The sequence below is a fragment of the Roseiconus lacunae genome (assembly GCF_008312935.1).
Lineage (GTDB): Bacteria > Planctomycetota > Planctomycetia > Pirellulales > Pirellulaceae > Stieleria > Stieleria lacunae.
In genome coordinates, this window is record NZ_VSZO01000001.1 from 1022277 (window position 1) to 1046331 (window position 24055).

The 24055-nt window shown below is 55.8% G+C and carries 22 protein-coding genes; 6 read left to right on the forward strand and 16 right to left on the reverse strand.

What is annotated here, in order from left to right:
- Nucleotides 1–18 precede the first annotated feature (18 nt).
- The 5 genes from FYC48_RS03590 to FYC48_RS03610 all read left to right on the forward strand — a co-directional run bounded on the left by FYC48_RS03590 (nt 19) and on the right by FYC48_RS03610 (nt 8982).
- Nucleotides 19–2157, forward strand: coding sequence for a type I restriction-modification system subunit M (locus FYC48_RS03590; RefSeq protein WP_235034050.1), 2139 nt, complete (start codon nt 19–21; stop codon nt 2155–2157).
- Nucleotides 2158–2168: 11 nt separating this feature from the next.
- Nucleotides 2169–3362, forward strand: a complete 1194-nt coding sequence (locus FYC48_RS03595) for a restriction endonuclease subunit S (protein WP_149495284.1) — start codon at nt 2169–2171, stop codon at nt 3360–3362.
- The gene (locus FYC48_RS03600) at nt 3359–5041 is read left to right on the forward strand and encodes an ATP-binding protein (RefSeq protein ID WP_149495285.1); all 1683 of its coding nucleotides are present in this window, start codon (nt 3359–3361) and stop codon (nt 5039–5041) included. The genes FYC48_RS03595 and FYC48_RS03600 overlap by 4 nt, the downstream gene beginning before the upstream one ends.
- Before the next feature lie 129 nt (nt 5042–5170).
- Nucleotides 5171–8629, forward strand: a complete 3459-nt coding sequence (locus FYC48_RS03605) for a type I restriction endonuclease subunit R (RefSeq protein ID WP_149495286.1) — start codon at nt 5171–5173, stop codon at nt 8627–8629.
- The gene (locus tag FYC48_RS03610; protein ID WP_149495287.1) at nt 8626–8982 is read left to right on the forward strand and encodes a helix-turn-helix domain-containing protein; all 357 of its coding nucleotides are present in this window, start codon (nt 8626–8628) and stop codon (nt 8980–8982) included. The genes FYC48_RS03605 and FYC48_RS03610 overlap by 4 nt, the downstream gene beginning before the upstream one ends.
- A gap of 11 nt (nt 8983–8993) precedes the next feature.
- On the opposite strand, the gene FYC48_RS03615 is transcribed toward FYC48_RS03610, so the two are convergent.
- From FYC48_RS03615 to FYC48_RS03675, 11 genes are all read right to left on the reverse strand, one after another.
- Complete coding sequence (locus FYC48_RS03615) at nt 8994–9293, reverse strand: hypothetical protein (RefSeq protein ID WP_149495288.1); 300 nt, start codon at nt 9291–9293, stop codon at nt 8994–8996.
- A gap of 248 nt (nt 9294–9541) precedes the next feature.
- Nucleotides 9542–9964, reverse strand: a complete 423-nt coding sequence (locus tag FYC48_RS03620) for a hypothetical protein (protein ID WP_149495289.1) — start codon at nt 9962–9964, stop codon at nt 9542–9544.
- On the reverse strand, nt 9961–10767 hold the full coding sequence (locus FYC48_RS03625) for a radical SAM protein (RefSeq protein ID WP_200836528.1): 807 nt from the start codon (nt 10765–10767) through the stop codon (nt 9961–9963). The genes FYC48_RS03620 and FYC48_RS03625 overlap by 4 nt, the downstream gene beginning before the upstream one ends.
- Nucleotides 10764–11477 carry a glycosyltransferase gene (locus FYC48_RS03630; protein WP_149495291.1) on the reverse strand — a complete coding sequence of 238 codons (714 nt, stop codon included), beginning with the start codon at nt 11475–11477 and terminating at the stop codon, nt 10764–10766. Before FYC48_RS03630 ends, FYC48_RS03625 begins: the two co-directional genes overlap by 4 nt.
- A complete protein-coding gene (locus FYC48_RS03635) occupies nt 11470–12231 on the reverse strand; it encodes a glycosyltransferase family 2 protein (protein WP_149495292.1) in 762 nt (253 codons plus the stop codon). Before FYC48_RS03635 ends, FYC48_RS03630 begins: the two co-directional genes overlap by 8 nt.
- A gap of 4 nt (nt 12232–12235) precedes the next feature.
- Nucleotides 12236–13606 carry a glycosyltransferase family 25 protein gene (locus FYC48_RS03640; RefSeq protein WP_390622111.1) on the reverse strand — a complete coding sequence of 457 codons (1371 nt, stop codon included), beginning with the start codon at nt 13604–13606 and terminating at the stop codon, nt 12236–12238.
- The gene (locus FYC48_RS03645; RefSeq protein ID WP_149495293.1) at nt 13599–14150 is read right to left on the reverse strand and encodes a hypothetical protein; all 552 of its coding nucleotides are present in this window, start codon (nt 14148–14150) and stop codon (nt 13599–13601) included. The genes FYC48_RS03640 and FYC48_RS03645 overlap by 8 nt, the downstream gene beginning before the upstream one ends.
- Nucleotides 14147–16723 (reverse strand): hypothetical protein, encoded by a 2577-nt coding sequence (locus FYC48_RS27585; protein WP_160149305.1) that lies wholly within the window; start codon nt 16721–16723, stop codon nt 14147–14149. The genes FYC48_RS03645 and FYC48_RS27585 overlap by 4 nt, the downstream gene beginning before the upstream one ends.
- Nucleotides 16723–17514, reverse strand: a complete 792-nt coding sequence (locus FYC48_RS03665; RefSeq protein WP_149495297.1) for a hypothetical protein — start codon at nt 17512–17514, stop codon at nt 16723–16725. Before FYC48_RS03665 ends, FYC48_RS27585 begins: the two co-directional genes overlap by 1 nt.
- Nucleotides 17514–20648: a phage tail tape measure protein gene (locus tag FYC48_RS03670; RefSeq protein ID WP_149495298.1), complete on the reverse strand. Its 3135-nt coding sequence runs from the start codon at nt 20646–20648 to the stop codon at nt 17514–17516. The genes FYC48_RS03665 and FYC48_RS03670 overlap by 1 nt, the downstream gene beginning before the upstream one ends.
- Before the next feature lie 241 nt (nt 20649–20889).
- Nucleotides 20890–21405: a hypothetical protein gene (locus tag FYC48_RS03675; RefSeq protein WP_149495299.1), complete on the reverse strand. Its 516-nt coding sequence runs from the start codon at nt 21403–21405 to the stop codon at nt 20890–20892.
- Nucleotides 21406–21508: 103 nt separating this feature from the next.
- Between FYC48_RS03675 and FYC48_RS03680 the strand changes: the two genes are divergently transcribed.
- Nucleotides 21509–21946, forward strand: a complete 438-nt coding sequence (locus tag FYC48_RS03680; RefSeq protein ID WP_149495300.1) for a protein-tyrosine phosphatase family protein — start codon at nt 21509–21511, stop codon at nt 21944–21946.
- Between the two features lie 25 nt (nt 21947–21971).
- On the opposite strand, the gene FYC48_RS03685 is transcribed toward FYC48_RS03680, so the two are convergent.
- Genes FYC48_RS03685 through FYC48_RS03705 form a run of 5 tightly spaced genes read right to left on the reverse strand, consistent with a single transcriptional unit; the run spans nt 21972 to nt 24053 of the window.
- The gene (locus tag FYC48_RS03685; protein WP_149495301.1) at nt 21972–22388 is read right to left on the reverse strand and encodes a hypothetical protein; all 417 of its coding nucleotides are present in this window, start codon (nt 22386–22388) and stop codon (nt 21972–21974) included.
- A gap of 15 nt (nt 22389–22403) precedes the next feature.
- Entirely contained in the window at nt 22404–22961 is a 558-nt protein-coding gene (locus FYC48_RS03690) for a hypothetical protein (RefSeq protein WP_149495302.1), read from the reverse strand.
- A complete protein-coding gene (locus FYC48_RS03695) occupies nt 22958–23401 on the reverse strand; it encodes a hypothetical protein (protein WP_149495303.1) in 444 nt (147 codons plus the stop codon). Before FYC48_RS03695 ends, FYC48_RS03690 begins: the two co-directional genes overlap by 4 nt.
- The gene (locus tag FYC48_RS03700; RefSeq protein ID WP_149495304.1) at nt 23398–23778 is read right to left on the reverse strand and encodes a hypothetical protein; all 381 of its coding nucleotides are present in this window, start codon (nt 23776–23778) and stop codon (nt 23398–23400) included. The genes FYC48_RS03695 and FYC48_RS03700 overlap by 4 nt, the downstream gene beginning before the upstream one ends.
- Nucleotides 23775–24053 carry a hypothetical protein gene (locus FYC48_RS03705; RefSeq protein WP_149495305.1) on the reverse strand — a complete coding sequence of 93 codons (279 nt, stop codon included), beginning with the start codon at nt 24051–24053 and terminating at the stop codon, nt 23775–23777. Before FYC48_RS03705 ends, FYC48_RS03700 begins: the two co-directional genes overlap by 4 nt.
- Nucleotides 24054–24055 lie beyond the last annotated feature (2 nt).

Consider the following 24055-nt stretch of genomic DNA (forward strand, 5'->3'; position numbering starts at 1 on the left):
GACCGGGGTGCTAGGCGGATGGATGGAAGCTCGTTTGCGGATATTGAGAAGCTGGAAGCGGACCTTTGGTCGGCGGCGGACAATTTACGCGCGAACTCGAAGCTCACCTCCAGCGATTATTTCATGCCTGTGTTGGGCATCATCTTTCTTCGCCACGCGGAAAACCGGTTTGTTGCTGCGACCGAGCAGATCGAAGCCGACAAGGCCGCCGGCCGAATGCCGAAACGGAAGGTCATCGACCAGGATTACGTCCGCCGCCGCGCTTTGCCGTTACCGGAGCAAGCTCGTTTCGACTGGATCATGCGGATGGCCACGAGCGGTGAGAAACCGCTCCCGGCCCTGGTGACGGAAGCGATGCGGGCGATCGAGAAGAAGTTCGCTCCGCTGCAAGGTGTGTTGCCGAAAGACTACGGCATCTTCGAATCGCAGGTACTCGAAGATTTGATGCGGCTGTTCAACAGCGAACAGATCAAGCAGGCGACGGGCGATGTTTTCGGCCGGATTTACGAGTACTTCCTGGCTCGTTTCTCCATTCAGAAAGCTCACGACAACGGCGAGTTCTTCACGCCATCGTCCCTGGTTCAGATGCTGGTCAATGTCATCGAGCCGAACCACGGCAAAGTCTTCGACCCAGCGTGTGGCAGCGGCGGCATGTTCGTCCAGTCCAGCCACTTTATCGAACACGAAGGCGGCGATACGGCGAAGAGCGTGGTGTTCTATGGTCAAGAAAAGAACCCGGACACCATCCGCATCGCCAAGATGAACCTGGCGGTACACGGATTGACCGGGGAGATTGGCGAAGCAATCACCTATTACCAAGATCAGCACAACTTGGTCGGCGAAGCGGACTTCGTGATGGCCAATCCTCCGTTCAACGTCGATCTGGTCGATGCCGAGCGGATCAAGACCGATACCGATCGATTGCCCTTCGGACTGCCGGGCGTCAACAAACAAAAGAAAGTGTCCAACGGGAACTACCTGTGGATCTCGTATTTCTGGAGTTACCTGAGCGAGACCGGTCGAGCTGGTTTCGTAATGTCGTCGCAGGCGTCCAGCGCCGGCCACGGTGAAAAGGATGTTCGCGAGCGGATCGTTCGCACCGGCGACGTCGACGTGATGATGTCGATTCGCTCCGGATTCTTCTACACTCGCCAAGTTCCGTGCGAGCTGTGGTTCATTGATCGAGGCAAACCGGACGAACATCGCGACCACGTGCTGATGATCGATGCCCGCAATGTGTATCGCAAAGTCAATCGAACCATCAACGACTTTTCGCCCGAACAGATGGCGAATCTGTCGTCGATCGTGTGGCTCTATCGGGGGCAGAAAGATCGCTTCATTTCGCTTGTCCAGCGGTATCTCAAATCGATCCGTGAAGAAACGGGCACGGTTGAGCCACTGGCCGCCGAACTGGACTCCGTGATGGATAGTCTCCGCGATGGGGTTGATTCTTTTCTGACGAATCTAGCCGAAACCAAACACATCAAGGCTGAGCAGAAAGAGCCGATCGGATCCGCCGCTAGCGAAGTGACCGAAGCTGACGACGCGTATCGAAAGGATCGCAAGGCGTTACTGAAGGATCTCCATAAGCAACTCAAGAGTTTTACAGTGAAGACGCCGGCAACCACAAAGCCGCAATTAAACGCAATCGAAAAATTTGCACCGCTGGCGGAACGCGTTCGAGGTTTGGTGAAACAGATTGATTTGCTGTGCAAGCTGGTTGGTCGCGTTCACCCGTTAGTCGTGGCGTTGTTGTCGGATGCCAGCGACGAAGCTAAAAAGGAGTTGGAATACGATCGGCGCGCTGTCAGTCGCCAGCTAAAGCAGCTCGATGAGATTCGGGTGCGGCTGATCGCTCAGCTTAGGAGGGGCGTCTATTTCTACCGTCAAGCCGTGTGGTTGCTCGAGCGATTCCCGGACGGCAAGTTGGCCGACGTCCCCGGTTTGGTAAAGCTGGTTTCGCGTAAAGACGTCGAAGACGCCGAATGGAGTCTGACGCCGGGACGCTACGTAGGCGTCGTTCCGGCTGAAGTCGATGAAGATTTCGACTTCGAACAGACCATGCAAGACATCCACACCGAGCTGGCGGACCTGAATGAGGAAGCGATTGAGTTAGCGGCGAAGATTCAAGCGAACTATCAGGAGATGGTCGTTTGAGCTGGAAGCCAATGCGACTCGATGAACTAGGTCACGTGTCCCGCGGACGATCGCGTCATCGTCCCCGTGACGCAGAGCATTTATACGGAGGTCCTCATCCATTTGTGCAAACCGGCGATATCAAATCGGCGCAGCTTTATTTGAATCGATTTACTCAAACATACAGTGATGCAGGGCTCGCACAGAGCAAGAAGTGGCCGGTAAACACGCTGTGCATCACAATCGCTGCTAATATTGCTGAAACCGCGATCCTTGGAATCGAAGCGTGTTTTCCGGACAGTGTCATTGGTTTTGTAGCCGACGACGAAGTCTCGGACGTACGCTTCATTAAATACAAATTGGACGTAGTCAAGCAGGAATTCCAGAAGGTGTCGCAAGGCGCGGCTCAGGCCAACTTAAGTCAGCAGAAGCTACTGTCGATTCCGCTATCGGTACCTCCGGTCAGTGTTCAAAAGGATATCGCTGACCGTCTCTCCGCGTACGACGATTTAATCGAGAACAATCGTCGTCGGATGGAGTTACTCGAAGCGTCGGCCCGGCACCTGTACGAAGAGTGGTTTGTCCGCCTCCGCTTTCCCGGCCACGAACACACGCCTATCAAAGACGGTGTGCCCAAGGGATGGGTCACTCGACCGCTTTCCGACTGTTCAACGTTTTCATCCGGTGGGACACCCAGGAAGAGCAACGCGGAATATTGGGATGGGGATATTCCGTGGATCAGTTCTGGCGAAATGACTCATTGGCGGCTACACGATTCTGAACGTCGCGTCACATCAGAAGGCTCGGAGAACGGCACGCGGCTTGTTCCCCCAGGGACGATTCTTGCGGTCGTGCGTGGTATGTCGTTGGCTAAGGAATTTAGAATCGCGATGTGTAGTCGCTCGATGACTTTCAACCAGGATCTAAAGGCCATTACTGCCAATGAGGATGTCAGACCGCTTTTTCTGTACTCAGCGCTGATAGCCCAACGCGAGGTGATTCGTGACCGATCCACCGAGGCATCTCACGGCACAAAGAAGCTTGACACGGCCGTGCTGTCATCGACGCCAATCCCCGTTCCTCCGATGGCAATTCAGGATGCTTATTGTGAGTACGTGTCACCAATGCACGAACTTTGGGATCGGTGTTGGTCGCAGAATACCAAACTCAAGGCCGCCCGCGATCACTTGCTTCCACGGTTGATGAGTGGAGAGGTGCCGGTATGACGGACGAAGGCCAAGAACTCGATGTGAAGTCCATTCGTTATGCAATGGACAAACACAAAGACCTTGATGGCTTGGCCAGCGATTGCGTTGCTTTCGCAAACGCCTCGGGCGGGAACATTTTGCTGGGAATTGAAGATGGAGAGAGCCTGCCGCCAGTCGGACAAAAGGTGCCAGCGCAACTGATTGAATCGATCCGGAAGCGTATCCCGCAAGTCACGTTAAACGTTCACGTGGTGCCTCAATTGGTCCTCGCCGATAACGGTGGTGAGTACATCGACATTCGCATTCCGGGCAACCAGCAAAGCATCGGCGCTACGTCCGATGGACGATACTACCTTCGAGTCTCGGACGAGACGAAACGCTTGATGCCCGACGACTTGGGGCGTTTGCTCGCAGACCGAAACTCGCTCGTCTGGGAATTGAGTGTCGTTCGTCGCGTTCCGGCCTCGCAGGTTGAGCCCGAGAAGCTGGCAGACTTTGTCAGACAGATTCGAGCCTCGGATCGTGTCACACCGTTTGTGAAAGGCAAGACCGACCGGGAGATCCTCGATCACTACCTATTTGTCAAAGACGGTTACCTGACGAATCTTGGAGTGCTTTGGGTCGGCCGCCGCGAGGATCGCGCGGCGCTGCTGCATGCTCCAGTCATCCAGTGCATGAAGTTCGATGAGAATGAACGGAAAGTAGCCAAGTGGGTGTGGGACGATTACAGCCGGAACCCGCAGGAGTTGATTCAAGCGGTCTGGGACGAGATTCCCGACTGGAGTTACAGCGATGAATTCCCGGCCGGCTTATTTCGCAAAAACGTGCCGCATTACGACGAAGTGGTCGTACGCGAGTTGCTTGCCAATGCGCTCGTCCATCGGCCTTATTCGCAGCGGGGCGACATCTTCATCAATCTCTATCCCGATCGGCTTGAGATTCACAACCCAGGCTTGTTGCCGATCGGTGTGACTCCGCGAAACATCTTGCATACGTCGAGCCAGCGGAACCCGCATTTGGCCAGGGTCTTCTACGACCTAAAACTGATGGAACGCGAGGGCAGCGGATATGACCGGATGTACGAAGTGCTGCTCGCGAGCGGAAAGAAACCGCCGATCGTCAGTGAAGGGAACGATCGTGTCGTTGCGACGGTTCGAAAACACATCGCTCGCCGCGAAATCGTTGACTTTATGGTCAAAGTTCATCAGACGTTCTTTCCAACGCAAAAGGAACTGATCACGCTGGGGTTGATCGCTCAGCACGAATCGTTGACGGCTATGGAACTGGCGAGCTTGTTGGAGTTGAAGGATTCGGTTGAGCTACGACCTTGGCTTGGAAATTTGCGTGACTGGGGACTGGTCCGTTCGCGTGGCCAAACTAAAGCGACGACATACTTCATTGAACCGGATGTGCTGCGTCGGCTGGCGTTTGAGGGCGCGACGTCCTTGAAGGGAATCGAAAAGCCCCGGCTCCAAGCGTTGATTCTGCAAGATATCGGGATTTATCAGGAGGTCCGTATAGGCGAACTGCACCAGCGTATCGGCAGTGAAATCCCACGGAGGACGATTCAGCGGGAATTGGCGGATATGGTTGCTGATGGGCGACTCTTGGCGATTGGCGACCGCGGGGCCCGAAGATACCGGATTGCGCCAAATCCGGCCGAATCAGGGGAATTTGGCGCAATCCCAGAGACGTAAAATGCAGGTGTTTCGCCGTAAGTCGCGATTCTGTCGAGACTTAGGATTGCGCCAAAAGCGGTTGAATCAAGACAAGAGGTGGCAAAAACCGGGCAATAACGGACAAGCAGATGATTGAATAAACGAACCATGGCAATCACCAACATCAACGGCGAAGATCGCCTCGTACAGGCCACGTTTGCCGACCACTTGCAGGATCACTGCGGCTGGGAGAGCGTCTACGCCTTCAATACGGAAACGTTCGGTCCGACCGGATCGCTGGGACGCAGTCACGAGAAGGACGCCGTCCTTGTCCCCGATCTCAAAGCCGCGATCTCGCGATTAAACCCAGACCTGCCGGATCATGTTCAGAAGCAGGCATTTGAAAAGATCACCCAGGTCGACTTCTCAAGAACGCTCGTCCAACACAACCAGACGTTTTATGACTACATCCGCGGCGGCGTACCGGTCACTTGGCGAGACCCGGCTACGGACGAAGAACGCAATGAACGCGCAAAAGTAATCGACTTTGCCGACGGCGAAACAGCTGGCGTTCCCAACAATCGTTTCTTGGCGGTACGGGAATTAAAGGTTCAGGGGCTGGGCGTCCCGCACTATAACCGCCGCGCCGACATCGTCTGTTTCGTCAATGGATTGCCATTGGTGGTGATCGAGTTGAAAGCGGTCTATCGCAACATCCGTCAGGGCTTCGATGACAACCTAACGGATTATATGTCGCCGACGTCGATCAATCACTTGTTTCACCACAACGTATTCCTGGTCGTCAGCAATGGCGATCGAGCGAAGTACGGTTCGATCACCAGCAAGTGGGAGCATTTTGCCGAATGGAAGCGTAACGACGAAAAACAGAAGGGGGAGTTGGACGCAAAGGTTTTGTTGGATGGCATGCTGGAGCGAAGGCGTTTTTTGGACCTCGTCGAGAACTTCATTCTGTTCGACGCCAGCCGACCAGATGGTGTGCGGAAAATCGTTGCTCGAAATCACCAGGTTCTTGGTGTCAACCGTGCGGTTGCTTCCGTCTTCAAGCAAGAGGAACTGAAAGAACGGTTTCCCATTCAAGAACGCTTGCGATATCGAATGGCGACGGTGGAAATGCCGGAGCGGACCACGGAAACATCGGACGATTCGTTGGAGTACGAGCACACTGCCGATGCGACGATGAATGTCCGTGAAGCGTCACCACGAACGATGGAGTTGCCATTGGTTGAAAGGGCGCATCCGGACCTTGGTCGACTGGGAGTGTTCTGGCACACGCAAGGCAGCGGCAAGTCCTACTCTATGGCGTTTTTCGCGCAAAAGGTGCGACGCAAGGTCCCGCAGAGCTTTACGTTCGTCGTGATGACCGACCGCGAGGATTTGGACGACCAGATCTTTCGTACCTTCGTCGGCTGCGGCGTTGCTAACGAAAAGACTCCGCGAGCCGGATCTGGTGACGAACTCAAGGAATTGCTGCAGCAATCTCATCGCTTCGTCTTTAGCCTGGTTCACAAGTTTAATAAAGACCTCAAGCCGGATGAGCCGTATAGCGAGAGCGACAACATCATTGTGATGTCCGATGAAGCGCACCGAACACAGGCGGGCAAGTTAGCTCGCAATATGCGGCTTGCCTTGCCGAACGCATCGTTCATCGGCTTCACCGGCACGCCGCTTTTCAAGCGGGATCACCTGACACGGCGAATTTTCGGCAGCTACGTATCCAAGTATGACTTCAAGCGTTCTCAGGAAGACCATTCGACGGTCCGACTCGTGTACGAGAACCGAGGAGAAAAGCTGGGGCTAGCTCGGTTGGACCTGAATGATCGGATTGCTGAAAAGGTCGCCGAGGCCGACCTGGATCAGGACCAGACTCGCCTTCTCGAAAAGCTGCTCGGGCAAGACTATGAGGTCATCACAGCGGATGATCGGTTGGACAAGTTGGCCGATGATTTTGTCGAGCATTGCTCGACACGGTGGCAATCGGGCAAGGCAATGTTGGTCTGCGTTGACAAGATCACCTGCGGGCGAATGCTCGAGCGCATTGAACCACGCTGGAAACGTCGTATCGATGAGCTAAAAGCACAGTTGCCGATTGCGGAAGCTCAGGTCGCGGCAACCAGCGACCCAAGTTTACGGGAGAAGCGGACTGAAGAGCTGGCAGATCTGCAGGCTCGAATTGCCTGGATGGAATCGACCATCATCGCAATCAATATCAGCGAAGCGCAGAACGAAGTCCGTGATTTCGCTCGTTGGGGCATCGACATCGTTCCGCATCGTGATCTGATCAAACGCGGCTTTACCGACGCTTCAGGAAAAACACTGACACTCGAAGATGCCTTCAAGAAGCCGGAGCACCCTTTTCGTGTGGCAATCGTCTGTGCCATGTGGCTGACCGGCTTCGATGTCGAGTGTTTGTCAACGCTCTACATCGATAAACCAATGAAGGCTCACACCCTGATGCAAGCGATTGCGAGAGCCAATCGAGTTTATCCCGGCAAGGACTGCGGTGTCATCGTCGACTACAACGGGATGCTCAAAAGTCTACGAAAGGCACTCGCACAGTATGCGGTCGGCGACGACGATGCGACGCAGCCGGATGAGATCGCCGAGCCGATCGAGAATCTGGTCGCATCGCTGATCGACGCTCTGGAGGTTGTCGAAGGATTTCTATTGGAATTGGGCTTTGACGTCAGCCGGTTCGTCGGGGCCACGGGATTCAATCGCATCGAAGTCATCAAGGATGGTGTTAACGCCGTGTGTACGACCGACGAAACACGCCGCCGATTTGAAATCATGGCGAGGGAGCTGTTCAATCGCTTTCGGGCGCTGGCGACCGAGCCCAGCATCTATACCTATGCCGAACGGCACGACAACATCGAGGCAATCTACAAAAAGCTAGACGAGAAACGTGATACGGCCGACGTAACGGCCCTGATGAAAGAATTACACCGTATCGTCAACAACGCGATCCGTGCGGCCGGTCCCGGCGAGGATCATGCCGAGGGATTGTCCATCGACCTCAGCGAAGTCGATTTCGAGAAGCTGAAAGAAGAATTCAAACGAGTCCCCCGGCGAAATATTGCCTTGCGAGATATTCGCGATGTGATCGAGCAGAAACTTCAGGCCATGATCACGACGAATCCGTTGACGATGGATTACTACCGTCGCTACCAGGAGATCATCGCGGATTACAACCGAGAAAAAGATCGAACAACGGTTGAGCAGACGTTTGCTGCGTTGATCGCCCTGGCTGAAAGCCTAGATGCCGAGCAGCAGAGAACGGTTGAGGAAGGACTTACGCCGGAAGAGCTGGCAATCTTCGATTTGCTCAAACGCGACAAGCTCTCACAGAAGGATCGCGAGAAAGTGAAGCAGGCGAGCCAATCCCTTTTGGCAAGCATCCGCGAATTGCTGGCGCCGATGGAGCATTGGACCAGAAATGCGCAAACACAAGCTGAGGTCGAGACATCTATCTTGGATTGGTTGTTCGAAACCCTCCCTCGCCCACCGTTCAATGACAAAGAAACCAACGAGTTAGCAGGTCGTTTGTACGAGCACGTCTGGCAGCAGAGCGAGGCTGGACTGATGAAATCGGGAGTCGATGAATCATGAGTCGACGTAAGAAGCCATTCGGTGAGGTACTTCGGAAGGCTCGGGAGGGGCGCTACAGCATCCGAAAGTTCGCCGAATTGTCCGGTGTCAGCCCAACCTATCTTTCTCAAGTTGAAAAGGGGAACGTGGCGCCGCCTACCGCCGAACGCGTCAAAGTCATGGCGGAACTTCTCGACGCCAGCGCCGACGAATGGACCGCACTCGCTGGCCGAGTTCCTGACGATCTGCCGTCCATCATCCAAAGCCATCCTATCGAGATGCCTGCGTTGATTCGTGAGGCCGATCGTTTGAACGATGAGCAATTAAAGCAGGTTCGCAGCCACATTCGAGAGATTATTGAAACCGCAAAGTGAAACCACCAATATCACGCTTCACGACGTGGAATCGTTGCGGTCAAACACGCGTTCAGCCAACTTCTTTCGGATGGATTGAGTATTAAATCTGGTGAAGGCCCAGCGGTTACATCGATCGCTGTATTCCAGCCAATATCGCCACCACGTAGCGTAGCGATTCCGGTCTTGCGATCGCGGGTAAAAATCCACTGTTCCCCGTGTTCATTCTCAAAGTAGCCGAGGTAGTTGTTTCGAACAGTACCATTGACGATCGGCGGATCGCCACACGACGCGGCGTGATGGTTGGGAATCTTTAAGAGTGGTTCTGACATCAGATGGTTGGCTCCGTCGGCTGTTCTTCTACTGGATTTAACTTCGACGCTTCGCTTACTTGTGCGTCCGTTATCGAAACCTATCGAGACAAGTTGGTCTCAGCAAGCTGGATGTTGGTTGTATTGTTGTAACGCCTGCGGCAGCCCAAGCAGTCCGACGCGAAAACGAAAAAAGCCGGCGGTTAGCCGGCTTGGAAAGATTCTCGATTTTGATTCTTGTTGACTGTCAGTGGATAGATCGCGCAAGGTTAAGACGCGCTGCCATCATTCGATGAGTCTTCGGCGCTGGGAACTGGATGCACGACGGGATATGGCGGCATGCCTGGATAGTACTCGCCGGGGTGTCCGGGTGGCAGATTGTCGGGCGCGGAATAGCCAGGTGGGACGTGATACGGATGGTCGGGCGGCAGTCGCGGCCACGTGTGGATTGGTGGCGGCGCGAGAATCTCAACGGGCTCTTCGGGTTCGGGCGGCCACGGCCAATCTTCGGGCCACCAGTCGGGTCTTGATTCGGAACCCGAGGTACTGTCGTCGGTACTCGAACCCTCCGGCGGATCTGATTCGGGCGGAAGTGGTGGCGGCTCGCTTCCCGGCGGATCGAATGGCGGGATGAACGGTGGCCACGGAGGCGGCATGTCGGGACGGCGCGGACGGCGCGGACGGAAGCTCATCGAAGCTCACTCCTTTGAGTTGGATCGGGATGACGAAAGGGCTTCCGCTTGCTTGGGCAGAGCCCACATTGAGGAATTGCCTCTGAGCGAAGGAAGGCCAAGAGTTCAGCATCGCTGCGTTCGGAAGAGCAAGCTTTGTAGTCCCGGAACAATTGCCACTCAGGGATATCTTCTAGGTTCAATCGCTGTTGAAGTTGGGACCAATAAGCGAGTGCCGGACATTTCCAAAGTCGCTGCTTGAACAACTGCGTGCAGGTCTTCTGCATGCAGATCTTGTATGCAGCTTGCGGCCTCGAATCGAACGGCATCGGTTTGCCATCTTCAATTCGGTACTGTCTCATCCACCCTTGGTGCGATTGCCGAATCTTGATCTGGATGCCCGGATACTCTTCACGCCACCGCCAGACGGTTTGTTTGGCTTGGCGAAATTTTGCGAGGTATGCCTCGTGCGTCCCATGCTGACTGACTTCCAACCGGCAATCGACCTCAACGAGGGTCTTGGGCAAATCCGGATGCCGATCGAAGAAGAAGCCATTTGTGACAAGCATCAAGTTCGAGTGTGGCCAGCATTCACGCGCTAAGAGCAGATGCTCAATCAACTTGGGGTTCAGCAGTGGTTCACCACCGAGCAAGGCAAACCGTTTCGGCAGAATACGCAGATTCCAAGCTTCGTATTCAACCTTTGCTTCGGCTGGCGTGGGCATCGCTCCAGCCAATCGAAAGTTGCTGTAGTGGCTGCACTGTTGGCATGACAGATTGCAGCCGTGTGCAAGGTGGTATTCCAGAGCGGACAGCTCGATCATCGCCAGATCACCTTCTCCAGTCCGTGCTTATCGAGGCCACGTTTTAGGAACTGAGGACGATGACGTTGGTAACCAGGCGGATCAACGTGCTCGTGCTTGAAAGAATGGTCAACATCGACCGCAACATTCACGCCGGCCAGTTTGCAACGCCAGAAGAAGTCCCAGTGCTCTTCAACCTTGAGTTCCTCATCCCAGCGGATCGCCTGCAGGATGTCTCGATAGGCGACAAAGCAATTGCCAACGTAATGGCACCATCGAATTGAACCGCGTTGCTTCAGCGAACCGCGATGGATTCGCAATCGTGTTCCGTTGCTACGAAGCAACCGTGGTCGCTCGTCGTTATTGCTAAGCGCAGCGAGCAGATCGATGTCATTGTTCCGCTTCAGTTTGTCGACCAGTTCCGGCAATCGCGTCCGCGCGGTCACCAGATGATCGTCGTCCGTAAACACAACAGTCGGCGAGTTACCAGAGTCGAGCAAGCGATTGCGACCAGCAGACAAACCGATGTCATATTCCGTTTCGATCAGCTCATCCACCATTCCCGTTTCGGCGGGGCAGTTTGCCGAGAAGCGAAGCTCTGGCTTTCCGTCATCTAGAACATGAATCGCCGGCCGATTCGATCCACAGTGTTCATGGATACTTCGCACCAAAGCTGCACAGCATTGCGGACGGTGAATGGTCTTAATGCAGAAGGTAACTTGGTCACGCATGGACAATGCCTCCGCCGGGATAACGCAGTGAATGGAATCCGTGTTTGCGTAGTCCAAGCTTCCTGAACTTCGGGCGACAACGCAGATCGCCATAAGGCTTGGCACCAACGTGGGCGTGAACCACCATGTTGTCTTCCGCAACCGCGACCTTCAGGTTCTCGACATGACTGGCGCGGTAGAAGAACTCCCAGTGTTCATAAGTCTTGATCTCCGGATCCCACCGAAGTTTGGCGATAGTGTCCCGTCGAGCGAGAAACGCGTTGCTGGACATATCGCACCAGGCGAGTGAACCAACCCGCCGATGCTCACCGCGAAACATCCAGATACGTTTGCCATTCATTAACGGCGCAAACAACATTGGCCGCCCGCCTCCACCCTGACGCACACCGAGAATATCGATCTCGTGTTGCTGGAAACGCTCGTAAACCGATGCGAGGTGGAAATCGTTCGTGATGACGTGATCGTCGTCTAGCAGGAAGATGAACTCAGTCTCTGCAGCATCGATCGCTGCATTGCGTCCCACGCCAACACCCACATCGTGTTTGTCGAGATCAATCACCTTGCAGTGTTTGGCAGTTTCCGGGTACTTCTCCGAGAAACGCAGTTCAGGACGACCGTCATCGACAACGACGATCTTTGGATCCACAAAGTGTTTTCGCAGCGACTCGACCAACCGATGGCAGGACCAAGGTCGATGGATGGTCTTGATGCAGAACGTGAGGTCGTCCGGCGAGAATGGCTTCGCTTCACTCATTGCATCACCCGTGCTTTCTGAGGTCAGGGTTCACGTGCGCGATAGCAGATGCGAGCTCTTCGTCAGAAGGTTCGATTCCAAGGAACTCGACGAGCTCGCCAATGACACTTTCCGGATCAGCGGTCAGTTCGGAGAACTCGATGCGGAAAACTGGCACATCGGGATGCTCTTCAATGAATTGATCGCGATGTTCGGCAAGGCTTCTCTGTAACATGTCGCATGCATCGTCGTCCGCGGCGAACCACTGTCCGCGATGCTTGTTGGACCGATCTTGCAAACTGCGGATGGAAGCCTTGATATCGCGATGAACCGAAACGATGCGAAGTGAATCGCCCAGGGCTTCATGCAGATGCCCGGCAAAGCGGCACAGATGCGGGTACTTTCCACCCGCCACGGTCTTGTCTCGGTTGGCTTCTGACTTGCGGGCGACGATCCAGGATTTGAGTTGTTGCGTGAGTTGTTGATCGCTGATACTAGGATCGATCGCAGGGAATCGCATCGCTCTTTCGCAAAGCTGTGCTAGTCCGACCGCTTCGCCTCCGCCGGTCGCTTCGTAGCCGCCCAGCTGATTGCCCATGTGGACGCCAAGGTGATGCATCACCATTGCAACGCAGGAAGTACCCGAACGATGCGGTCCCAGAACCGCAAAGAAAGGTGCGTCCGAATGATCGGCGTTTCGCGCGTCGTTGAAGAACCTCGTTTGATTCCACTTGCGACCACAGATGTTGGACTTCGTCGGAAGTTGCCCGACCATCCAACGGTCCGGCGTGTAGACCGCAATCGACTCGCGTTGGACGTTCTTACCTTGAACAAGCGACTCGTAGCGGCGTTGGATGAAACGTCCGAGATGATGGTCGACGTGATGCTTAGTGTGCCAATCGTTCCAAGTCAAATGCCGATACAACGCCTTCATGTTGTCACGGCCACGGACCATGAACGCGTGCGTGCGATTGACGTTGTACGGGCGGTAGACGTGCTCGCTGACTTTGTGTGGCGGATGCTTTCCGGCGTACAAGTGCTGGCCGCCGAGGTAGGCCAATCCCCAATCAGGCGGCAGTTCGTCGACAAATTCGTTCAGTTGTTCCGCGAAGTCTTCAGCAAACCCTGCGTCATCTTCAAATACCACGTACGAATCGATGTGCTCGCTCAAACACTTTTCCAAGATCAAGAGATGTGATCGGTAGCATCCCCAAGCTCCGTTGCCGGCTCGCCACTGCGGAGGTGTCGCGACATTCCGTCCATCGATTGCCGCGAATCTCTCTGGCTCGGGGAACGGCCAAGGATCAGGCAACTGCTCGAGCCACTCTCGTAGCCGATCCGGTCGCCGATCAAGGTTGATGAGGAAGCAACGCTCAACGATCGCGCGGCTATTCAGTTTCGTCGTCTGGCTCGGATGGCCCTTCGGGGAATTTTTGCTCGTACTTGCGGATGGCGGTGCCTGCGAGTCCGCGGGCAATCGCGGCGGTGAACCTTCCATGGGGCAGACCTCTTAGTTGGGCTTCTTCGAGTAACCAGTCGACGATCGTGTCGATGTTGCGCCTGCAACCTTCGGCACCCCAGTCGTTCATCGTGTCGACTCGGGTTTCGCAGTTGCATGTTTTGCTCGGCTTGGCAAACCAAGCCAGCATGCGTTTCAGTTCGTTGCCAGGACCAGGACGGAAACGATCGATCTTGATCGTCTCCGGTTCATCGCGTTCGGGCAGATAATTGCGAAGCAGTGACTCGAGTTCGCGAGTGTCCTGTTTACGGCGTTTCTTGTTGACTACCGCCATGCCGATAGTGACCAAGTTGATCGCTCTCGGATTTTCGTTGGCTTGGCAGGCGTTGCACGCTGAAGGTGTCGTTCGGACCTTGCAGCCAGCCATTTGCCCGGCGACTTCGCACGCGTTGTCTTGGGTCAGGTGAGGACAGTGAATCATGCGGTCATCCCTGCAACTTGACCGTCATAGGCTCCGGAACTGCTCGGTGGCTCGCCGGGATCTTCGCAGTCGCTATCGACTAATTCCCAACCGCAAGACCAGATCCAGGTGCTGTTGCACGGTTCGCTCGATCCGCTGCTATCCTCGGACGGCGGTTCACTGTCGCTGTGGCTCGGTCGATCGGAGTCGGAAGTTGATGGATGGCTTTCTGACGGTGGTTCACTATTGCTTGCCGATGAATCACCGACACTAGGATCATCAATGCTGTCGCTGGGACGGTCGCTATCGGAGATTGATTGCGATCCGCTATCCGAATGCGATTGTGAACGGCTATTGGACGCGGATTTGGAATCACTACCTGACTCGGATTCACTCGTTGATTGCAAGGCAGAACCGCTTAGTGAACCGGACTCGCTTTGAGATCCACTGACGGATGCCGAGCCGGTCCCTGAGTCGGACTGGCTGTAGGACTGCGATCCGCTGGCGGACGATTCTCGAGAGTAGTTTGGTTCGCTTACCGATTCGCTTGTCGATTGCGAATGCGATTCACTCTCTGATTCGGATTCCGACTCGGATTGCGATTGGCTTGATTCCGATTTACTGTGACTGCTTGCTGAAGCCGAGTAAGAACGTGAATGGCTGGGCTGAGAATACGATTCGCTTGCAGATACGCTGTGTGAGTCGCTTCCCGACTCACTTTCTGAATCGCTCGATTCAGACTTGGACTCGGATGACGCAGAGACCGACTCACTGACACTCGATGTCTCGCTTTCACTGGCTGAGCTGTCCGAGTCGCTATCCGAATCACTCGAGCCCGATCCCGACGAACTCGCCGACTGAGATCCGGAAGATGAGTCGGATGAGTTTGATGACGAACTCCCGGAAATCGAAGGTCCTGAGTAACTCGGCTCGCTGTAGGAGCGGCTCGATTCGCTTTCGCTCTCGGACTGGCTCGAATCGGAGTCACTGCTACTTGCCGATGACGCACTCGAATCGCTGGATGACGAAACAGAGCTTGATGCATCGGACGAATCAGATTTCGAATCGGATGATTCTGACGAGTCAGAGGATGACGCCGAACTGTCGCTGGATGACTGGCTCGATAAGTCTGATGATTCGCTAGATGAACTCGATCCGCTGCTTTTGGATGAACTTGAATCGCTAGATGATGAGCTACTTTCAGATGAGGACGAACTGGATGATGAGGAACTGCTGGATGACGAGGTGGATGAACTCGAGCTGGATTTAGACGAACTACTGTAAGGGGAACTGCTGGATGAGCTGGGACTTGATGATGATGAGGAGCTGCTAGATGACGACGACGAGAGCGAGCTTGATGAAGAACTGGATAGCGAGCTACTGGAACTCGACGATAGGCTGCTCGAGTTGGATGACCCCAGGCTGCTCGATGAACTTTGGCTGGATGATGCGCTGCTAGAGCTACTGCTGGACGACGAGTCACTGGATGATGAACTACCCGACGAGGAGCTGCTTGACGATGAGCTGCTACCGGAGCTGGATGAGGAACTGCTGGAGCTTGAGCTACTGCCATCGCAGCAACGGCAACCAATCGTGAGGTAGGCCGATGTGTCCTCGTGGAAATGGCAAACGATCTGTTGTGACGCAAGCAGCGCGTAGTCGCAGACGTTGTAGACCGAAACCTTGACGCCGACCGGTCGCCACTGTGTTCCGTCAAATCGCAGCTCGCGAGCCGTTCCCCAAGACTGGGCTTTGATCCGATGTGTTGGCTTGCAAAGCAACGTTTGCTTGGGCGGATCGAGCACCCACGACTGATTGCCATCGAAGGTGACCGAGAGATACTGGTCGCGAGAACCTTCAATTGGTCCGCGTATCCGCTGGGCCGAGTGATTTCGTGCAACGATGCGGACCTGTTCGCCGTCGACATCCAACACCGGTTCGATGTTGCCGGATTGGTCCAGTCGGTGGAGATCACATGTCCCGTTGCCGGTCGTCGTTCCCTTTCGGGCGCTGATGCCGCCGACCGGAACCTTGACCAAATGTGCGATGTCGGTCGGATGACCAACCCGAACGACCGCCCACTGCAAACCGGTTTCCGACGGGTTTCGTCGCCAGAGGATCTGTGCCGAACCCTCTGGTTTGGATTCCAGATAGAAGCTCGGCGACAGTGATGCGTCGGCAAAGTCATGCCAGGTCTCGGTGATATTAACTTGAGCCGCGACAACGCCATCGAAGACGACGCGACCGACCTTATCTTCGGCGATCGGTTCGATGGAGACGCCCACTCGCCCCGTGGAAGCGCTCGCCCCGGGTCTGCCAACTTTGATTGTCGCATCGCGGACGAATCGAGCAAGTTCGACCGGACCATCGAGCGGGTCGGTCAGTGGCTGAATAAAACCAGTGGCGCCACCAATCGGAATCGTTTGCGTTGTGATGTTGTGAACGCGAACCGTCGCTGCGTTCTGCAGGTGCGTCCTTGGTCCACCTCCACCGGGCAACCGATTCTTGTGCAACGCGTCGGCTGCCGCCAACAGCCGGTTGTACTCGGTGGCGGTGATATTGTACTGGTCGCCGGGGCGAACTCTTCGTGTCATCAGCTGATGCCCAGCGCGTTAAAATTGCCCTCCGGATAGACTTGCTCGACGTAGGCGGCGGCCGGCCGGCGAAGCACTCGATCACCGACGACCTCTTCATCGTGCCGGACCCACAAGTAGTCCCATCCCCGCTTACTGATTCCCGAGATCGCGCCGACGGACAACGCCGGTTGATTGGGCCGCGCGGCGAAGTGATAAGTAATGTCGACCCAATTCTGCTCGTCTTCACCACCTTCGGCTCCGAGAAACAGAGCTTCGCCAGGAGCGAATATGGACCAGTCGGTCGAGTTCGTGCGGCCGGTCATCGACACAACGGCCAACAGATAGGCGGTCGAAACCCACTCGAATTTCTTCCGCACGGAGAACTCGAAAGCCGGCACGGTCACATCGACGCCTTCCACACCGGAGTCGCTGACCCCGATTGCACCCTGGTAGATCGGAGCGACCTTGCCCGGCGCCGGATAGATCCCACGGGTGCCGAGCGATTGATTGAGGTGCGTGGTTGCTCCGGTCGTATTGAACGAGACCGGATCGAGTTTGGTCTTGTTGATGGTGACGCTGACCAACGCGTGTTTGGCGTTGATAAACTCGGCGTCGATCTGCAGATACGGAATCAGGTCCGGGAAGTTGGCTTTGTAATAGCCGTAGGCGGCGCTGGCAGCCGCCGCCGGATCGACCGCGCCACCATTCGTAGCAACATAGGCGACGAAGTCCGAATGCGATTTGCCTCGCGATGCCTTTTCGGAGAGCGCCGCGGTCTCGAAGTTGTATCCGCCGGCCGAAAAGCTCATCAGCTAAACACCAGACCTCCGGACTTCGATCGTTCGACCAGCCGACGCGTATTCTCCGCAGTCGCGATAATCGCCCGTTCCATGTCCTCCGTGATGCCATCACCGGACGAAGCGGGCAGCTGCAACCGCGACGTTGCCCCGCTAAGTGCCAGGTCGAATTCGGTGAGCGACTGACGGACCGAGGCGAAAGCTTCGTTGATCGACGCAACATCCAGTGCCGGTTCATCAGCTTCCGACTCCACTTCTGCCATTGCCTCGACGACAGGATTATCTTCCTCCGGTATTTTCAGCTGCGGCGCCGCGATTACCTCCTCGTCCAACGGCTCGATGGGCTCGAGTTTCAGAGGCTCCAGCTTTCTCGCACTACTGCCGAGTCCCAGTCCTCGCGAATCAAAGTTGCCTGCCGACTCGACTTGCGTCGTGTTGTCGGGACCGTCTGCAAATCGATCCATTGATGCCTGAGCATCAGAATCGATCCCAAGCTTCAGATCCTTCGGGTTCGGAGGCTGCAATTCGGGATCATCAATTTCGGGTAGATCGACCGGGGGAATATCGACTTCATCGGGATTGATCGGTTCAGGCAACGCCGGCGGTTTCGGCGGCTCAGCAATATCTGGTGGGGAATCAGGTTCATCGGTACGGTCGGATGGTGCGGTCGCATTGTTCGCCCGATCAATTGCGGCCTCGAAGTCGGCCTGCGCTGCAGCAACCTTCTCGTCTCGTTCGCGCTGGCGATCGCCCAACTCATTCACACGCGCTGCCTCACGAGCCGCTTTGGACTCTGCGCGCATTTGGTCGAGGGTGGCTTGGACGCCGACCGTGGTGTCGTCGATCAGTTGCTGTCGTCCAGCCTGAGCCGAATCGTTATCCCGGAACTGTTGCTGTTTCGACTGATCGACGACCGCATTCTTTGCATCGGTCTCCGCGTCAATGGCTTGCATTTCCGCATCGAGATCACGACCTTCACGGGCTTTACGACGTGCTTCGAGTTGGGCCGCGATGCCCTTTTGCATCTCGATGCGGTTGGCTTCGATCTGCTGTTTGCGTTTCGATCGTCGTTGTTGCCGCTCAATGATTGCCTGGTTGCGACGTTGTTGCTCCGCTGCTTCGGCCGCGCGAGTGTCGGCGTCAATCTTGGCCATTTCGACGTCGACGTTGATATCGTCGTCAAACAGAGCTTTGAGTTTGATCCATGCCTTCTTGAGGAAGCCGACCGTCGAATTCCACATCGACTTCACCTGGCCAACAAACACGGTCCAGGTGTCGGCCAAATAATCGACGGTTTCCACCCACGCTTTCTCAACGCCGGCCAGGGCATTGATTAGCACGCCACCGATTTGCACGGCGACGTCACCGGCGATATCGACCAGTTCGTGAAGTTTGAGGAACCCCTTCTTCAGAAAGCCGATCGCATTGTTCCAGCCTTTCTGGACTGCGGAAGTGAGAATGGTCCAACCGTCCGCCATGAATCCGAGCGTGTCGTTCCACACACCGGCTAGCCCGGACAACGCACCGATCAATACGTCACCAATGGCATAGGCCGAGTCCGCCCAGACATCCGCGATGTACTGAGTGAACTCGGCCCATTTGGTTTGTAGAAAGGTCGTGCCCTTGATCCATTGCAGTTTCAGGTACGACCAGAGCACATCAGTGGCTGCGGTGATATCACCCGCCGCCAGCGCGTTGGCGATTGCACCGAAGGCGGCCAACGTTTCAGCTTTGAGGACTTCAAAGACGCTGCCCAGATACTCAATCGCCTTGCCAGCGATGCCGGTGGAATAAAGGAAATATCCGCCGAGAGCCGCGATGGCAGCGACGACCAGCCCCAACGGCGTGAATAACATACCAACGGCGCTGACGATCACGCCGATCGAGGCACCGATGAAACTGAAGATGCTGGCCAAGCCTCCAACGGCGAAGGATGCCGCGGCGGCAAACGAACCAAGCGTAAACAGTGCGGCGCCGATTCCGATGATGGCGACCGCACTTGCCGCCGCAATCTTGACAATCTTTTGATTCTTATTGATCCACTCGATCACCCCTGAAGCAGCCCGGCTAAACGCATTGACCATGTTGGTGACGCTACCTTCGAGCGATTCGCCGATTGCGATGGCGACGCCTTCGATCGAAGATTTGAGAATCCGAAACGCGCCGCCCAAGCCGCCTTCCATTTCCTCCGATGTCTTCGCCGCGATCCCGCCGGCGTTCTGCAGTTCTTGGTACAGCTCTCGCGTGTCAGCGACCGATTTTCCGATGGAACTGGCGGCCGTGATTCCCAGCAACCCGAAAACTTCGTTGAGCTTTTCCGCCTTCTCGGCCGTGCCCATGTTCGCGGTAGCCGCAGCGACTTCGCCCAGGATGTCGACCAGCGATCGGGCGTTGCCTTTGGCATCCTTGGTTGCCACACCGAAGACGGCTTGAAACTTCTCGGATTCCGCTGCGCTGATCGTAAGCAATCGACGCATCGCGTTACCGGCCGATGAACCTTGGATGCCCATGTTGCCGAGTGTTCCCAGCACCGCCAGAGTTTCTTCCAGGCTCATATTGGCATCGGCGGCAACGGGACCGGCATACGACAAGGCTTCGCCGAGCGACTCCACCGTGTTGAACGATTTGTTCGCAGCGGCAGTTAGCCCATCAGCGACGCGAGTGGCCTCGCCGGCTTCCATACCAAATTGCCGGATGGTGGCGGCCATGATGCCGGATGCCTGCGTGGCGTCGGTGCCGGTTGCGCGAGCCATGTTCATCACCGCAGCGGTCATTCGCTCGATCTGTTCCGGCTTGAAACCGGCGCGACCGAGTTCCGTCATCAGGGAGGCGACTTCGCTGGCGGAGTAGCTGGTTGTTGCACCGAGCTTCTTGGCGGTATTGCGTAGCGACTCCAGCTGCGTTTCCGTCGCCTGTGTGATCGCAGCGACACCCCGCATGGCATCGTCGAAGTTGGAGAAGATGGCCACGCTACCGCCGAGGGGAGCTGCCGCAGCGGTGCCGAGTCCCATGAGTTTCGTGCCGAGCAAACGAGTTGATTGCCCGAACGATTGCAGTCGCTTCTGAGCAGATCGGAGCCCCTTCACGAACGCTGCATCCTTGGTCAGCAGTTCGACGTAGGCGGCTCCGGCTCTGACTTGCGACATGGGGAATGGCTACTTGCTAGACGCGAAGGGCTAGAAGGTGTGAACGCAGCACCGAGAAGAGTGGCAACCTGCTCGACGGTTGCTTGAGCAGGCACTGGCATAGCTGCCGTGTACGGATTGAAGTCATCGGGCTTGAACGGCTTACGACGACGCCGGCGATCGCGATTGATCTCAGCGGTGAGTGCCATCACGCTCGACGCGATGTTCCAATCGTGGCGTCGCCGAGCGTCCGCCATTTGCATCAATTGGCGGAGGGTGAGTGGTCCTGGGTCGACTCCGACGACACCGGCGAGTTCGATGACGATGCGTTCGACATCGGCACCCCGAGTTTCTGTTCGAGGTCGCTCACGATCGAGTCCACCAGGTTCGGATCGTCCAGCCTCCGTTCGATCGCTTCCAGTCCCCGAGTCTCGATCATCCGCTGTTTGTCGGCCGCCTTCCGTAGAAGACGGCGACGGGACTCCGGGAAGTAAGCCACCAACGCATCAACGACCGCCTTGCAAGCTTCATCGATCGCGTCACCCGCCAAGCCTTCGGCGAATGCTTCATCGTCGACATCTTGCTGGTCCGCTTGCGGTTTGCAGATCGCGAACAGAACGTCGCCTAGCAACAACGGATCCGTCGCCAACCGATTGATCAAATCACCGTCGATCGCATCGAGCAAGCGAACATCGGTCAGCGTTTTCACGCGGCGAAGCGTCGTATTGTCAATGTCAACGATCCATACCCGACCACGACGATCAATGAATTTTTGCATGGGATATAATGTTCAACTGTGAGCAAAGGCATGGACGAAACTGAATTTTTCACGACGCCGGCGTATCGGAGTCAAACGAACTTTTTTTCGATGTGTTGCATCAATGCATGAGATTCATCCGGATTTACTTTGGATCGGCCATGCCTTCGACATTCGCGAACCGCGATCGTTGTTTGATGCTGAAATCGCAGCCGTAGTGGATGTGGCGTTCGAGGAGCCTCCCGCCGCGTTGCCAAGGCAATTGGTCTACTGCCGCTTTCCGCTCAACGATGGCGGTGGCAACAATCCTGCGGTCTTACTCCAGTCGATTCAAACCCTTGTCGATCTTTTGAATGCAGACGTGCGAACCATCGTCGCATGCTCTGCTGGCATGTCGCGTTCTCCTACAGTCGCTGCTTTCGCGCTAGCCGCCTACCTTTCGCAGCAGCCGGATGAAGTACTCACACGAATCGCAAGCATTAAGACGCTTGAAATCAAACCAGCACTATGGAAAGAAGTCGAACAGATTTTTCCTCGCATCCATTCCCGCAGAATTAACTGACCAATGAGCCCCGGTTGGTCTATGGCTACGGCCCGGTACCGCTCCCCACATTCATCCCGCCACCAGACGAAGACTGTGTCGGCTTGAGTGTTACGTCCGCCGAGACGACCTCTTCGAGGTTCTGGTTGACGTTGAAGTTCATGACTTCACAGGTCAGCGTTAGCGCACCGCCGGCGTCAGAGATGCCGACATCGCACGGTGTACCGCTGCTCCAGAGTCCTTGCAGCATGCCGAACGAGGTATCGCCATTCTTGTTGAGAACGGTGAACTCAATCGAGGCATCTTTCAGCGTCCCCACGGTGGCTCGCCAGCCGTTGTTGGCTCGTGTCGATGCATCCGCCTCGGCCTTTTCCAGGTTGACCGTCAGGTCTTTGACGTTCTTGATCTCGGCGCCATCGATGGTGAGAACGGCGTCGAGACCGAGGACTACTTCTGCTGACATAAGGTTTCTCGCGAGTTACTTCACACTGTCACGCCAGAACTTGGGCAAGCGTGATTGGTTGGCTTCGAGGGCCGGCCGCATGAATGGGCGTTTCGGATAACGACGTCGCTTTGATGCACCGCGACGTTCGTTTTCAGCTTCGATCAGTCGGGTTGCACGGTTGGCTTGGGCACCGGTCAGTAGCTTCGTTCGAGCGAATTTGCCAGGCCGGATAACTCGAATCGGACCGTGCTGGCCAACGCGAAAACGATGGCGTTTGAGTTTACGGCGCTTCGCGGAAACGCCACCGAACTCATGCAGGTTCCAGAGCCGACCGGCGATCTCGTTGACCGGACCAATGACGGCTTCTTCGCGGTCGCGATTCACCTCGTAGCGAATCACCCGACGAAGCATGCCGGTCTGTGTGTGCGGCGGTGATCCGGGGCTGGACGGCTTCTTGCGTTTGCGGATCGACCGCTTGGCGGTCAGCCGAATCGTCCCGGCTGCATGACCGAGCGATCGAAAGTTGGCGACCTGAACCTTCTTCTGAACCTGGCCTTGGTTGAATCGGAAACGAGTCCGGATGTGAATCACTTGGCCAGTTCAAACGTAAGTGTCAGCAGGCTCGTGAACTGATTGAACTGCGTCCAGTGTTCCACTGAGTAGAGCACAGCATTCTCAACCTTGACGCACCGGGCGGCAACGAACGAGTTGAGCCGTTTGAGTCGGAAGTAGTCAGCCAGCTCTTCGACAAAGAAGACGAGGGGATCAATCTCCCTGGCGTCGCCTTTGGAAAACTTCTTCTGGACTGCCACGTCGATGGTTGCATGGAACTTGTTGCTGACTCGATCGAGTGGTAGGTACTCGACTTCGCGAGGCACGACAGTGACTCGCAGTTCCTTCATATCTTCGAGGTCGAAGTTCGGAACGTACAGTCGTTGGGCTGCGAGGTTCTTTTTGCTGAAGTCGCCGGCGTTGATCTCGGCAACGATACTTTCGGCGATCTGTATGACGGTGGCTGGAGTCGCGGTCATGAAAGGGTATCAACCAGTTTGGTGTGGATGCGGAGTTTGACGCGAAAGGGATCGCTGTAACGCCACGGCGGCTCGTTGCCGATCGACATAAGCTCATAGATGAACGTCGTGTCACCGTCCGTTTCGAGTATGCGGTCACCTCGGCGAGGCCAAGTCCCGATGGCACTATTGAGCAGGTCTTTGGAGTTGATCAGAAAGTCACGGACTTGGGCTCGCGTAACGATGCCTTCGCCATCGTCATGCTCGTATTCCGACTTTCCAATCGTGGCCGGAAGCTCGACTGACAGTTCATCACGTTGGTAGGTAACCAGACGTGATGCGTGTCTGGTCAACTTGTCAGAGAGCCAAGCCTGACCGCGTGCAAGCAGGTCACTCACGATTTGGTGGACCGTGATGTGGTTGCCGGCTTCGCCTTCAACAGCGTTGCGGCTTTCTCGCCCAGCTCTTCACGCCAGGCTTCGTCGGCGCGACGCTGGTACTCATCGGCGATCGCCTCGGCTTCTTCGTTCAGCTGTTGTTGCCGGAAGTTGGCTTGCCGGGCAAACGGCTGAGTGAAGTTGAGGTTGCCGCCGTCTCGGTCACGTTTTTTTGCCGGGAGTAAAGCGACGGCGACGAGAACCAATACAACAACGGTTGCAATTCCAAGAATCATGA

What these genes read in the sequence shown, in the direction of transcription:
- FYC48_RS03665 (WP_149495297.1), bottom strand. Translation starts at nt 17,514, where the DNA reads ATGAGCTTTTCGGCCGGCGGATACAACTTCGAGACCGCGGCGCTCTCC.
- FYC48_RS03685 (WP_149495301.1), bottom strand. Translation starts at nt 22,388, where the DNA reads ATGTCAGCAGAAGTAGTCCTCGGTCTCGACGCCGTTCTCACCATCGAT.
- FYC48_RS03645 (WP_149495293.1), bottom strand. Translation starts at nt 14,150, where the DNA reads ATGATTCACTGTCCTCACCTGACCCAAGACAACGCGTGCGAAGTCGCC.
- FYC48_RS03635 (WP_149495292.1), bottom strand. Translation starts at nt 12,231, where the DNA reads ATGAGTGAAGCGAAGCCATTCTCGCCGGACGACCTCACGTTCTGCATC.
- FYC48_RS03680 (WP_149495300.1), top strand. Translation starts at nt 21,509, where the DNA reads ATGCATGAGATTCATCCGGATTTACTTTGGATCGGCCATGCCTTCGAC.
- FYC48_RS03610 (WP_149495287.1), top strand. Translation starts at nt 8,626, where the DNA reads ATGAGTCGACGTAAGAAGCCATTCGGTGAGGTACTTCGGAAGGCTCGG.
- FYC48_RS03615 (WP_149495288.1), bottom strand. Translation starts at nt 9,293, where the DNA reads ATGTCAGAACCACTCTTAAAGATTCCCAACCATCACGCCGCGTCGTGT.
- FYC48_RS03705 (WP_149495305.1), bottom strand. Translation starts at nt 24,053, where the DNA reads ATGATTCTTGGAATTGCAACCGTTGTTGTATTGGTTCTCGTCGCCGTC.
- FYC48_RS03670 (WP_149495298.1), bottom strand. Translation starts at nt 20,648, where the DNA reads ATGTCGCAAGTCAGAGCCGGAGCCGCCTACGTCGAACTGCTGACCAAG.
- FYC48_RS03695 (WP_149495303.1), bottom strand. Translation starts at nt 23,401, where the DNA reads ATGACCGCGACTCCAGCCACCGTCATACAGATCGCCGAAAGTATCGTT.
- FYC48_RS03630 (WP_149495291.1), bottom strand. Translation starts at nt 11,477, where the DNA reads ATGCGTGACCAAGTTACCTTCTGCATTAAGACCATTCACCGTCCGCAA.
- FYC48_RS03625 (WP_200836528.1), bottom strand. Translation starts at nt 10,767, where the DNA reads ATGATCGAGCTGTCCGCTCTGGAATACCACCTTGCACACGGCTGCAAT.
- FYC48_RS03600 (WP_149495285.1), top strand. Translation starts at nt 3,359, where the DNA reads ATGACGGACGAAGGCCAAGAACTCGATGTGAAGTCCATTCGTTATGCA.
- FYC48_RS27585 (WP_160149305.1), bottom strand. Translation starts at nt 16,723, where the DNA reads ATGACACGAAGAGTTCGCCCCGGCGACCAGTACAATATCACCGCCACC.
- FYC48_RS03675 (WP_149495299.1), bottom strand. Translation starts at nt 21,405, where the DNA reads ATGCAAAAATTCATTGATCGTCGTGGTCGGGTATGGATCGTTGACATT.
- FYC48_RS03605 (WP_149495286.1), top strand. Translation starts at nt 5,171, where the DNA reads ATGGCAATCACCAACATCAACGGCGAAGATCGCCTCGTACAGGCCACG.
- FYC48_RS03595 (WP_149495284.1), top strand. Translation starts at nt 2,169, where the DNA reads ATGCGACTCGATGAACTAGGTCACGTGTCCCGCGGACGATCGCGTCAT.
- FYC48_RS03620 (WP_149495289.1), bottom strand. Translation starts at nt 9,964, where the DNA reads ATGAGCTTCCGTCCGCGCCGTCCGCGCCGTCCCGACATGCCGCCTCCG.
- FYC48_RS03590 (WP_235034050.1), top strand. Translation starts at nt 19, where the DNA reads ATGGATGGAAGCTCGTTTGCGGATATTGAGAAGCTGGAAGCGGACCTT.